The sequence below is a fragment of the Streptomyces sp. NPDC101227 genome, from assembly GCF_044767545.1.
In the GTDB taxonomy this organism is placed as follows: domain Bacteria; phylum Actinomycetota; class Actinomycetes; order Streptomycetales; family Streptomycetaceae; genus Streptomyces.
This window is the reverse complement of the sequence record NZ_JBIWOD010000008.1, coordinates 205107-215815: the sequence shown is the minus strand read 5'-3', so window position 1 is coordinate 215815 and position 10709 is coordinate 205107. Positions and strand designations below refer to the sequence as shown.

Below are 10709 nucleotides of genomic sequence, written 5' to 3'. Positions count from 1 at the left end.
TCCGCATTCGGGTCCCCGAGGCCCCAGCCGAGAGGCTGGATGCACCACCGTAGCGCGCCCGGCGAGCGGTAGTTGACATGGTCAGCAACCTCACCGGATACCGGAGTCAGCCGCCCGCGCCGGCCCGTCCCCAGTCCTGTCCCGCGCGCTCCCATTCCTGGTCCCAGCGCCGGAAGCGACGCACCATCAGCCGCCAGACGATCAGCCTGCGGCCGCTCTCGACCAGCCCGCCGACGGCCGCCGCGCTGCCCAGACCGGCCAGCACCGCATGCGTACCGGCCGTGCCGGCGTCCATCGGCCTCGGTACCACCCGGCCGTGCTCGTCGGTCCAGATGCGGAAGCGGTCGCCGGGGTCCACGGGCCGCGGTGTGGAGATCGGGCCGAGGTGCCGGCTGCGGTCCCATGCCGTCCACCGGGCGATGACCCGGCGGTGGGCGTCGCGCTGCGACGAGGTCTCCGGATCGGGGTCGAGCGGGGCCCGGGAGACCAGACGGTCGACCGTTGCCCACACCAGATGCCGCTGCTCGTGCTGTATTCGTACGGTCCCCAGCAGCGCTTCGTCGGCGGCCTGCCCGGCCAGGCAGCCCGCCGTCGTGGCGCCGCCGGCGATCAGGAGAGCGGCGGCCAGCGCCACCCAGGCCTCGAGCCGGTCCGTCCGGCGCCGCAGCGGATTGTGCCGCCAGCGCCAAACGCCTGTGATCGCCCGCATCGTCGCTCCCCCCTCTCCGTGTCCGTAAATACCTCATCGGGCGCCGGCCACGCCATAGTTCCGCGAAGAGAGAGCAACATCACGCCAGGTGCGCGCAGCCGTGCCGCGGCGGGCGATCAGCGCAGCCGTACGGCGACCGTCACCACGGCGCCCGCATTGTCCGCATCTGCCGCCCCTGCTACGGCAGTTCCGGCGGACACCGCGAACCGGTCCGCCACCAGACGCGCCAGCCACAGCCCGCGCCCCTTCGGCGCCCCGTCCAGCCCCGGCAGCAGCTCGGGAATCACCGCCTCGCTGAACCCGGGCCCCGCGTCGCTGACCCGGCACTCCAACTCGTCGCCCACCCTCAGCAGCACCAGCCGCCCCGAACCGCCCGCGTGTTCCACGGCGTTCCCGGCGATCTCGTCCACGGCCAGCACGAACTCACCGCGCCGCGGCTCGGGCAGCCCCTCACGGGCCGCGCACTCCTCCACCAGGAGCCGTAGTTGGGGCAGCAGCCGGGCGGTGAAGCGGCGCTGCAGCAGCCGGCGGCCGGACTCCGGCGCCTGCCGGGGACCGGCCGGCTCTGGGCTCAGCACGGCCGTATCACCTCCCGCATCGCCAGCCGCGGCATCGCGTCGGCGCCGAGCCGCCGCAGCAGCCGCCGGTGCCCGGGGCCGCAGCGCACCTCGACCAGATCGTGCCCCGCGGCGCCATGAGCCAGGGCGAGCAGCGCGCCGGCGCAGCCGACCGACAGGAAGTGCAGGCGGGTCAGATCGACGGTCAGCCGCCGGTCCGGCGCCGTACGGGCCAGCGCGATCTCCAGCGACCTCATGAAGGCCGCCCGATTCGCGCCGTCCGCCTCGCCGATGAAGCACAGCTCGTCCTCGGCGCCGCGCACCGAGCGCAGGCTACCCAGCCGCTCCAGAAGGGCATGCGGATGCGCGCCCTCCATGGCGGCGACCATCGCGCGGTCGAACCGGCGGCGGTCGTACGCGCAGATTTCGGTGTACGGGCGCCCGGAGAACAGCCCGTCCGCATGGGTCTCGCGATGCGCCACCGCGGCGAGGTCCGTGCCGAGCGCGGCCACCCAGCCCATGTCGATGAAGGCCCGCAGGCCCGTGTACCCCTCGGCCGTCGCCCGGTCCGTCTCCGCGTGCAGCCGGCCCAGCTGCCGCGCGGCGGTGAACTCCGCGTCCGGGCGGATCACCGCCCGCATGCTGCTGAGCACCAGCTGGCCGCGCTCGCGGGCCGAGGCGGTGCTCCGGCTGGGGAAGTCGATCCTGGCCAGCACCTCCTCCTCGGGCACGGCCGGGCAGGGCAGGACCATGACCTTCTCGCCGCGGGCCAGCCCGAGCCGTACGAACGCCGTGATGACATCCCAGCGGATCTCGTCATTGCCGTAACTCACAAAGGCGTGGTCCCCGGGGTGCAGCTGCTGGACAGGGATGAGATGGCCGTTTTTGTCCCTCGCGGGCATCGTCACGCAGCTCTCGGCCTCCCCCCGTGGCCTCGCCCGCCCCTCGCGCGAGCGCGCCGGGCCGATCAGTCGAGTATCTCGAACGGGTCGCCGACACGGATCGTGCCGCTTCCGCGGGGAATCAGATTCTGGCCGAAGAGCAGCCCGTCGCCGAAGCGGCGATGCCGGCCGAGCGTGCGCAGCGGCTCCTTTCCGCGCTCGGCGGTGTGCTGGTCGGTGGTCGTGACCACGCAGCGTGCACTGGGTTTCGCCACCTGGAAGACCACCTCGCCGATGCGCACCCTGCGCCAGTCGTCCTCCGCCCAGGGCGCGGTGCCGTCCACGACCACATTGGGCCGGAAACGGTTCATGGGAAGGGGGCCCTCATCGGCGTGGTCGCCCTGTGCGATGAGGGAGTTGAGGGCGTCCAGGGACGAGGTGGTCGTCAGCAGCAGGGGGTAGCCGTCGGCGAAGGTCACCGTGTCGCCGGGCTCGGAGTACTGGGGATCGATGGGCCGACGCATCTCCGGGGCATCGAGATACACCAATTCCGCCTCGATGCCCAGATATTCACCGAACCACTCGGCCGCCGCCGGGCCCGCGCTCACCGCCTCGATCTTGTCCCGGAAATGCTCCACCGCAATCGTCTCGCCGGGCCCGGGGACCTCCACCGTCAGCGGCGGCATCCCGGGCGCGGTCAGCCTGAGAGCCCCCGCCGCGAGCTCCTCGGCGTGGGCCAGCGCCATCTTCGGCTGCGGCCGCTGGGTCAGCAGCTTGCTTCCGGCGTCCACCACCATCCAGCGTCGGTCCCCGGCGAGCCCCCACGGCTCTACGTTGGCTTCGCCGGGACCGGACCCCGCAATGGACTTGACCGGATAGAGATGGATCGCTTGGAGCGCAGGATTCGGCATGGATCCATCCTGCCAGCCGCCTGTGACAACCGGCCGAAGGGGCAGGTCAGTGCCCGTTCGGCGAGCGTTCCGCGCCCGTTTCAGTAGCCGCGCGGATACTGCCGGCCGCCGTACGGGTCGTCGTACGGCGAGGCCGGGCGCGGCGCCGCGGGACGGGGCGCGACCGGGGCCGCCGGCCGCATCGCCTCGTACCCCGTGCCCGGGGACGGCCGCTGGGGCTGCTGCGGCTGCTGGGACGGATAGCCGCGGACGCCCGCCTGCTGCGGGATGTACGGCGCCGGAGCGTGCTGCAGCGGCGCCACCGGCTGCGGAGCCGGGCTCGGGTAACCATGCGCCTGCGAGCCGGCGGAGGGGCCGGCCGGCAGCGCCGGCAGTCGCGAGGAGAGCGCGGGCAAATAGGAGGAACCCGTGTCGTAAGGGGAGGGGTTCACCTGGATCGGGGCGATCTGCGGTGTTCCGCGCTCCGCGACGAGGCTGTCGTAGATCGGAGTGTCCGGGAAGGAAGGCGAAGCGTAGTAGCCGCCGCCGTAGGTGGAGCGGGGGGAGGTCATGCCTCATAAGTTAAGCCCACGATGTGCCGATTGGGGAGCCTGAAAAGAGGGTTGTTTTACGTGTTCCGAGTGGTCGTCGATCCCCAATGCGAGCGAACTTGCGGAAATCGGTCGCGATCGGCCGTAGGGATCGTGTAAAGACCTCGCTTCTCGCCGGTGAACAGGGGACGTTCGGGACGCCCCGGGCCAAGTAGGTTGGAGAGTGCCACCGCTGACGGGGCACGGAGGACGAGAGGAAGGCGCGGCCATGTCGATGCTCAAGGGCAGCAACGTTCCGGTCCCGGCACCGGCGGTCCGGCTGGAGCTGGGCTGGCAGGCGCCGCCGGGCGCCCCGGACGTGGACGCCTCCGCCCTGCTGCTGGTGTCCGGAAAGGTCCGCAGCGACGCGGACTTCGTCTTCTACAACCAGCCCGTGCATGCCTCCGGCGCCGTACGCCACGAAGGCAAGCGGCAGACCGGCGGCGGGATGACCGACGCCCTCACCCTCGACCTCGCCGCCGTCGAGAGCACCGTCGAGACGGTGGTGCTCGCCGCCTCCGCGGACGGCGGCGCCTTCGGGGCCGTCCCCGGCCTGCACATCCGCGTCCTGGACGCGGCGAGCGGCGCCGAACTCGCCCGCTTCGACAGCCAGGACGCCACCACCGAGACCGCCTTCGTGCTCGGCGAGCTCTACCGCCGTCAGGGCGGGTGGAAGTTCCGCGCAGTCGGGCAGGGGTACGCCACCGGGCTCGCGGGCCTGGCCACGGACTTCGGCATCGGCGTGGCCGAGGAGCCGCAGCCGGCGCCGGCCCCGCCGCAGGCCCCGCCCGCCGCCATGCCCCCCGCGCCCCCGTTGCCGGCCGGTCAACCCGCGGCGTCAATTCCGCCGCCCCCGGGAGCGCCCGCCCCAGCCCCCGCGCCCACCCCCGTTCATCTGACGAAAGTCACCCTCACGAAGGACGCTCCGACCGTCTCCTTGACGAAACAGGGCGGCACCTCGGGCGCGATGCGGGTGAACCTCAACTGGACCAGCGGCAGTACGGGCAAGCGGCTGACCAAAAAATTCGGCCGCAAGGCCATGCAGGCGCTGGGCGCCGGCGGCGCGCTGCTGCCGCAGTCCGGCGAGCTCGACCTCGATCTGTGCGCGCTCTACCAACTCACCGACGGCTCCGCCGGTGTGGTGCACCCCCTCGGCGGCAATTTCGGCACCCTGCACGCCCCGCCGTACATCCAGCTCGACGGCGACGACCGCACCGGCGCCGTCGCGGCCGGCGAGAACCTCACCATCAACCTCGACCACCAGGCCCGCATCAAGCGCATCCTGATCTTCGTCACCGTCTACGCCGGCGCCCGCAGCTTCGAGGGCCTGCACGCGACCGTCACCCTCCAGCCGCAGTACGGCGCCCCCGTCGACTTCTCGCTCGACGAGTGCACCGTGCCGTCCAACGTCTGCGCGCTGGCCATGATCACCAACACCGGCAGCGAACTCGTCGTCGAGCGCGAGGCCCGCTACCTCGTCCCCGAACCCGGCGTCAGCCCCCAGCGCACCGTCGACTACGCCTACGGGTGGGGCCTGGACTGGTCCCCGGCCAGCAAATGACACCGCTGCCGGGGGCGCGGCTCACGGCGCCCCGTACGTCCGGCCCTTCCAGGCCGCCCCGCGCCCCCGGTAGTGCTGCACCGCCGAGTCCACCGTCATCAGCAGATACAGCAGCGCGGTGAACGGCAGCAGCGGCGCCGTCCACAGCGGCTGCCGGTAGTAGCGCAGCATCGGCAGATACGTCCCGCACATCACCGCCCAGGCCGCCCCGCCCAGCGCCGCCACCGCCCCCTTGCCGCCAGCCGCCCCCACGACCAGCGCGACCGGCGGCGCCAGATACACCAGCGCCAGCCCGATCACCGTGCCCAGCAGCAGCAACGGCCGGTGCAGCAGCTGGGCGTACGCGCTGCGCGAGATCATCCGCCACAGCTCGGCCAGCCGCGGATACGGCCGTACGCTGTCGACCCGGTCCGCCAGCCCCAGCCAGATCCGGCCGCCACTGTCCTGGACCGCCCGCGCCAGCGACACATCGTCGATCACCGCATGCCGGATCGACTCCGGAACACCCGCCCGCTCCGCCGCCTCGGCCCGCAGCAGCAGGCACCCGCCGGCCGCCGCGGCGGTACGCGCCCCGGGCCGGTTGACCCACCGGAACGGATACAGCTGCCCGAAGAAGTACACAAAGGCCGGGACGATCAGCCGCTCCCAGAACGTCACCACCCGCAGCCGCGCCATCTGCGACACCATGCCCAGCCCCGCCGACCGGGCCGCCGCGACCAACTCCCGCAGGCTGTCCGGAGCGTGCGCGATATCGGCATCGGTCAGCAGCAGATACTCCGGCGCCATCCGCTCCCGCGCCAGCGCGATCCCGTGCCGTACGGCCCACAGCTTGCCCGTCCACCCCGGCTCGGGCTCACCGGGCGAGGACACGGTCAGCGGCAGTCCGCCGCGCGCCGCCGCCAGCTCCCGGGCCAGCGCGCCGGTCCCGTCCGTACTGCCGTCGTCGACCAGAAAGACCTCGGCCCGACCCGGATACTTCTGCGCGAGCAGCGACGGCAGGCTCTGCGGCAGCACCTCGGCCTCGTCCCGCGCCGGGACCACCACGGCGACCGACGGCCAGCGCTCCGGATCCCGGCGGGCCGGCAGCCGCACATCCGTCCGCCAGAAGCGGCCCTGCCCCAGCAACAGCCACATCCAGGCCAGCAGTGACCCGGCGCCGATCCACTCCATCGCTCCCACGGCCGCAGTCTGCCGCACCGGCCGCGCCGTGAGCGGTAACACCGTCCGGTATGACAAGTCGGGCGCGCGGACCGATAAAGTGTCCGGGTGAAGATCGCGCTCATGGACTCCGGGACCGGGTTGCTCCCCACTGCCGCCGCCGTGCGACGACTGAGGCCGGACGCCGACCTCATCCTCTCCACCGATCCGGACGGCATGCCCTGGGGCCCGCGCACCTCCAACGACGTCATCGCGCACGCCCTCGAGGTCGCCCGTGCCGCCGCCGCACACGCCCCCGAAGCCCTGATCGTCGCCTGCAACACGGCGTCGGTGCACGCCCTGCCCGCCCTCCGCGCCGAGCTCGAACCCGCCATCCCGGTCATCGGCACGGTCCCGGCCATCAAGCCCGCCGCGGCCGGCGGCGGCCCGATCGCCATCTGGGCCACCCCCGCCACCACCGGCAGCCCCTACCAGCGCGACCTCATCGAACGCTTCGCGCACGGCGTGGACGTCACCGGAGTGCCCTGCCCCGGCCTCGCCGACGCCGTCGAGCAGGCCGACGACGCCGCGATCGACGCCGCCATCGAGGCCGCCGCGCGCCTGACCCCCCGCGACATCCACGCGGTCGTCCTGGGCTGCACCCACTACGAGCTGCTCGCCGAGCGCATCCGCGCCGCCCTCCAGCAGCCCGGCGCCCCCGCCCTCACGCTGCACGGCTCCGCCGAGGCCGTCGCCGCCCAGGCGCTGCGCCGCATCGGCGCCGAGCCCGCGCCCGCGGCCGCCCCGACCGGCGGCCTGCGCGTGATCCTCAGTGGCCGCACGGCGGGACTGCCGACCACGGCACTGGCGTACGCGGAAGGCCGGCTGCTGGCGGGGAGCGGTACGGACAGGGCCGCGGATGCCGCCCTGGTGGGGGACGGGGCCGGGCGACGCTGACGTCAGCCATGACGTCGGGCCCCTCGCGGACCGAGAGGGAAACGACCCGTCCGACGCACTGCCGTAGCGTGCAAAGGCGCGTACGCTGCGTCCCATGAGGGACCACCCCCACGAGGGGGCAGCAGCCCCCGAGGACCACGCCCGTACCGACGGCGCCGACAGCGGCGCACGCGCCCCGAGCGGTGCCCATGCGGACATTCCCGAGGTCTGGCACGGCAGCGCCACCAACCGCGTCCAGTGGCTCCTGGCCGCCGTCGGCGCCGGCTGCCTGGCGCTGGGCGTCGAACTGGCCGTCGACAGCTCCTGGACCTCGAGCCTCACCCCCCTGGTCATGTCGGTGGTCGGCTGTGTCGCCGCCGGCCTGCTGGTGCTGTTCGGCACGCTCGCCTTCGTCCATGTCGCGGTGCGGGTCGAGAAGGACTACCTGGAAGTGCGCTGCGGCCATATAGGGGTGCCGCGCCGCCGGATCCCCCTCGACCTGGTGGTCGGCGCCGATTTCGCGCCACGGGTCACGCCCCGCCACTGGGGCGGCTGGGGCTATCGCTGGCGTCCAGAACAGGGCACCGCCGTGGTCGTACGCCGCGGCGAGGGTCTGGTCCTGAGGCTCGGCGACGGCCGGACCTTCACGGTCACCGTCGACGACGCCGAGGCCGCCGTACGCTGCATCCGCGGCCGGCTGGGGCTGCCCAAGAGCACCCCGGCGGGCGCCTGAGCAGGCGGTTTCCCGGACTTCGGGCGTGTGCGTACCGTGGGCGCACCGCCCGGGTCCCGTAGGCTCGATGCATGGCAACCCCCGACTTCATCCGTGACCTCCGCAGCTCCATCGGCCGGCAGCTCCTGTGGCTGCCGGGCGTCAGCGCGGTCGTCTTCGACGGCGAGGGCCAGGTTCTGCTGGGCAGGCGGGCGGACACCCGCGGCTGGTCGGTGATCGGCGGAATTCCCGAGCCCGGCGAGCAGCCTGCCGAGACCGCGGTGCGCGAGGTGTACGAGGAGACGGCCGTACGGGTGGTGCCCGAGCGGGTCATCCTCGTGGAGGCCATGCCGCCGACGCGGTATCCCAACGGTGATATCTGCCAGTTCATGGACATCACGCTGCGGTGCCGGGCGATCGGCGGCGAGGCGAAGGTCAACGACGACGAGTCGCTGGAGGTGGGCTGGTTCGCCATGGACGCCCTGCCGAAGCTCGACGACTACGCCCTGACCCGGATCAAGCGGGCGATGGAGTCCGCGCCGACGTGGTTCCAGGGGATGGGGGAGGAGCCGCAGGGGCCGGGCGCGGCGGTTTCCCGGAGCTCCTCTTCCTAGGCTCCCGTTCCTAGAGCTCCTCCGTGGACGGCTCGCCCATCGGGTCGCCCGGCTCATCGGGCAGGCTCGGGAGCTGGGACTCGTCCGGTATGCCGGGCGCCTCCGATTCACCGGGGTCCGCCGATTCACCGGGCTCCTCCGGCCCGACGGGCTCCTCCGGCGCGGTGGATGCATCGGGCCCGGCGCCCTGACCGGATGCCTCCTCCGTATGCATCTCCAGCTCGCCCTTGCCGCAGGTACTGATCCAGGTGCCGGTCGGCCCGCTCTCGTACCGGCAGAGCCAGCCCCGCACGGTCAGCGACCCGGGCCTCTCGCCGTCCTGCTGCGGCGCGCGGACAAAGAATTCCGCCATCACGTCGTGTGCCTCCGCGCAGTCCACCGTGCCACCCGCACCGGGATCGGCGAACAGCGCGACGCTCCGGGAATCGCCCAGCGCATCGGAGATCTCGCCGCAGCGCACCGGCTGGCCGGGGACTCCGGCGGACGGGCCCGACGAAGGGGGGCCGGCCCCGGGACCCTCACCGTGGCTGCCGCTGGTCCCGGCCCCACCGTTCGGCCGCTGCCCACTCTCGTCACCGCTGCCACATCCCGCGGAGGTGAGGGCGAGCAGCACGGTCGGCACGGCGATGAGCCTACGCATGATCGGACTCCCTTGATCGGACTCCCCTGGTCGGACTGACGCGGGATCCCTGACGGGGAGTCCCTTGTGCGGAGTCCGTGCCGCGGACTCCCTTGCGACGGCGCTGTTGTCATGGGCAATTGGTGTGGTGATGGCGCTCGTGGAGGAGGTCCGCAGGCGCCGCGCTGCGTCGATTGACGCTAGGAGCCCTGCGGGGGCACGGCGATCCGGGGCGGCCGTTCGGGTGAGGGGAATTCGGCGGTGCGGCCTCGTTCAAGGCCGGCCCCCGCCCGAGGCCGGCGGCGCCGGAGAGCGGAGGCAGCCAGGGGGCAGGCGGTCGGGGAGCCGCCGACACAGCACGATGTCCGAATTCCGCCGGACCTTTGGGCGCGGCGCGTACAGACTCGACTCATGGGCGAGCCGACGTACAGGCTGACGGGGGCCGACGGCCGGCCCTACGTGAGCGCTGTGCCCGGCTCGTTGGGCGGCTACCGGCGGGGAAAGCTGTACGGGCGGCTGGACTGTCCCTCCGCGCTGCGTGCCCTCGCCCGTGGCCACTATCTGCGGCATCGGGTCTTCTTCGCCGATGAGGAGACCGCCGTCGCGGCGGGATACCGGCCGTGTGCGGTGTGCATGCCCCGGCAGTACGCGCGGTGGAAGGCCCGGAGGGCAGGCGCAAGGTGAGGGCTGTCCGCTCGGGGCGGCCCTGGAAGAGAGAAGTGAGTGCGTGACCAGTACAACCGCCAGCGAGTCGGACGTACGGCCGGCGGAGGGCGAAGCCGTCGTGGGGGAGGACGGGCTCGGGCGTTGCCTATGGGCCGCCTCGCACCCGCTCAACAGGCACTACCACGACACCGAATGGGGCCTGCCCGTCCGCGGCGAACAGGCGCTGTTCGAGCGGATCACGCTCGAGGCGTTTCAGTCCGGGCTGAGCTGGCTGACGATTCTCGCCAAGCGGCCGGCCTTCCGCGCGGCGTTCGGCGGGTTCGATCCGGAGGCCGTCGCGGAGTACACGGACGCGGATGTCGAACGGCTCATGGGCGACGCCGGAATCGTCCGTAACCGCGCGAAGATCGAGGCGGCGCGCACCAACGCCCGGGCCGTCCTGAACCTGCGGGAGCACGGCGGGCTCGACCGGCTGATCTGGTCGCACAAGCCCGGCCGCACCCCGGTGCCCCGTACGGTCTCCGAAGTGCCGACCAAGACCGCCGAGTCGAAGGCGCTGGCGGCCGAACTACGTGCGCATGGCTTCCGGTTCGTCGGCCCCACCACGAGTTATGCGCTCATGGAGGCCATCGGGATGGTCGACACGCATCTGGTGGGATGCCATCGGCGTGGGACCTCGCGCCAGCATGACGCGTAGTCGTGTGCCCGAATGGTCATGTGACGGGTAGTCATCTTGGGGCTACGTGACGGCCTGTCAGGTGGCGCCCGATGAGACTGCCGGTGCTGGCCTCCCGGTCCGGGGAACGGACCATCGGGAGCGGGGCGGGTGCGCCGGCC

General features: G+C 72.7%; 13 protein-coding genes. 6 read left to right on the top strand and 7 right to left on the bottom strand.

Features of this window, described 5'->3' with window-relative positions:
- Window positions 1-106: 106 nt before the first annotated feature.
- The 5 genes from ACIRPT_RS20875 to ACIRPT_RS20855 all read right to left on the bottom strand — a co-directional run bounded on the left by ACIRPT_RS20875 (window position 107) and on the right by ACIRPT_RS20855 (window position 3609).
- Window positions 107-709: a hypothetical protein gene (locus ACIRPT_RS20875; RefSeq protein ID WP_403829023.1), complete on the bottom strand. Its 603-nt coding sequence runs from the start codon at window positions 707-709 to the stop codon at window positions 107-109.
- A gap of 116 nt (window positions 710-825) precedes the next feature.
- On the bottom strand, window positions 826-1287 hold the full coding sequence (locus tag ACIRPT_RS20870; protein ID WP_403829021.1) for an ATP-binding protein: 462 nt from the start codon (window positions 1285-1287) through the stop codon (window positions 826-828).
- Entirely contained in the window at window positions 1281-2168 is an 888-nt protein-coding gene (locus tag ACIRPT_RS20865; protein ID WP_403829420.1) for an MEDS domain-containing protein, read from the bottom strand. The genes ACIRPT_RS20870 and ACIRPT_RS20865 overlap by 7 nt, the downstream gene beginning before the upstream one ends.
- Window positions 2169-2233: 65 nt before the next feature.
- Complete coding sequence (locus ACIRPT_RS20860) at window positions 2234-3058, bottom strand: MOSC domain-containing protein (RefSeq protein WP_403829018.1); 825 nt, start codon at window positions 3056-3058, stop codon at window positions 2234-2236.
- A gap of 80 nt (window positions 3059-3138) precedes the next feature.
- On the bottom strand, window positions 3139-3609 hold the full coding sequence (locus ACIRPT_RS20855) for a DUF6643 family protein (protein WP_403829015.1): 471 nt from the start codon (window positions 3607-3609) through the stop codon (window positions 3139-3141).
- Window positions 3610-3856: 247 nt separating this feature from the next.
- Between ACIRPT_RS20855 and ACIRPT_RS20850 the strand changes: the two genes are divergently transcribed.
- Window positions 3857-5188, top strand: a complete 1332-nt coding sequence (locus ACIRPT_RS20850; protein ID WP_403829012.1) for a TerD family protein — start codon at window positions 3857-3859, stop codon at window positions 5186-5188.
- Window positions 5189-5209: 21 nt separating this feature from the next.
- Here ACIRPT_RS20850 and ACIRPT_RS20845 read toward each other — a convergent pair whose 3' ends face one another.
- The gene (locus ACIRPT_RS20845; protein WP_403829418.1) at window positions 5210-6358 is read right to left on the bottom strand and encodes a glycosyltransferase; all 1149 of its coding nucleotides are present in this window, start codon (window positions 6356-6358) and stop codon (window positions 5210-5212) included.
- Between the two features lie 96 nt (window positions 6359-6454).
- On the opposite strand from ACIRPT_RS20845, the gene ACIRPT_RS20840 reads away from it, so the two are divergent.
- The 3 genes from ACIRPT_RS20840 to ACIRPT_RS20830 all read left to right on the top strand — a co-directional run bounded on the left by ACIRPT_RS20840 (window position 6455) and on the right by ACIRPT_RS20830 (window position 8587).
- A complete protein-coding gene (locus tag ACIRPT_RS20840) occupies window positions 6455-7282 on the top strand; it encodes a glutamate racemase (protein WP_403829010.1) in 828 nt (275 codons plus the stop codon).
- A gap of 94 nt (window positions 7283-7376) precedes the next feature.
- Entirely contained in the window at window positions 7377-7994 is a 618-nt protein-coding gene (locus tag ACIRPT_RS20835; RefSeq protein ID WP_403829007.1) for a hypothetical protein, read from the top strand.
- A 71-nt stretch (window positions 7995-8065) separates the two neighbouring features.
- A complete protein-coding gene (locus ACIRPT_RS20830) occupies window positions 8066-8587 on the top strand; it encodes an NUDIX hydrolase (RefSeq protein ID WP_403829005.1) in 522 nt (173 codons plus the stop codon).
- Between the two features lie 10 nt (window positions 8588-8597).
- On the opposite strand, the gene ACIRPT_RS20825 is transcribed toward ACIRPT_RS20830, so the two are convergent.
- Window positions 8598-9227, bottom strand: coding sequence for a hypothetical protein (locus ACIRPT_RS20825; protein ID WP_403829003.1), 630 nt, complete (start codon window positions 9225-9227; stop codon window positions 8598-8600).
- A 390-nt stretch (window positions 9228-9617) separates the two neighbouring features.
- Between ACIRPT_RS20825 and ACIRPT_RS20820 the strand changes: the two genes are divergently transcribed.
- Window positions 9618-9890, top strand: coding sequence for an Ada metal-binding domain-containing protein (locus ACIRPT_RS20820; RefSeq protein WP_403829000.1), 273 nt, complete (start codon window positions 9618-9620; stop codon window positions 9888-9890).
- A 43-nt stretch (window positions 9891-9933) separates the two neighbouring features.
- A complete protein-coding gene (locus ACIRPT_RS20815) occupies window positions 9934-10569 on the top strand; it encodes a DNA-3-methyladenine glycosylase I (RefSeq protein WP_403508228.1) in 636 nt (211 codons plus the stop codon).
- The last annotated feature ends 140 nt before the right edge of the window (window positions 10570-10709 follow it).

Coding starts and splice junctions, on each gene's coding strand:
- ACIRPT_RS20835 (WP_403829007.1), top strand. CDS start 7,377: ATGAGGGACCACCCCCACGAGGGGGCAGCAGCCCCCGAGGACCACGCC.
- ACIRPT_RS20820 (WP_403829000.1), top strand. CDS start 9,618: ATGGGCGAGCCGACGTACAGGCTGACGGGGGCCGACGGCCGGCCCTAC.
- ACIRPT_RS20865 (WP_403829420.1), bottom strand. CDS start 2,168: ATGCCCGCGAGGGACAAAAACGGCCATCTCATCCCTGTCCAGCAGCTG.
- ACIRPT_RS20860 (WP_403829018.1), bottom strand. CDS start 3,058: ATGCCGAATCCTGCGCTCCAAGCGATCCATCTCTATCCGGTCAAGTCC.
- ACIRPT_RS20830 (WP_403829005.1), top strand. CDS start 8,066: ATGGCAACCCCCGACTTCATCCGTGACCTCCGCAGCTCCATCGGCCGG.
- ACIRPT_RS20825 (WP_403829003.1), bottom strand. CDS start 9,227: ATGCGTAGGCTCATCGCCGTGCCGACCGTGCTGCTCGCCCTCACCTCC.
- ACIRPT_RS20875 (WP_403829023.1), bottom strand. CDS start 709: ATGCGGGCGATCACAGGCGTTTGGCGCTGGCGGCACAATCCGCTGCGG.
- ACIRPT_RS20850 (WP_403829012.1), top strand. CDS start 3,857: ATGTCGATGCTCAAGGGCAGCAACGTTCCGGTCCCGGCACCGGCGGTC.
- ACIRPT_RS20855 (WP_403829015.1), bottom strand. CDS start 3,609: ATGACCTCCCCCCGCTCCACCTACGGCGGCGGCTACTACGCTTCGCCT.
- ACIRPT_RS20845 (WP_403829418.1), bottom strand. CDS start 6,358: ATGGAGTGGATCGGCGCCGGGTCACTGCTGGCCTGGATGTGGCTGTTG.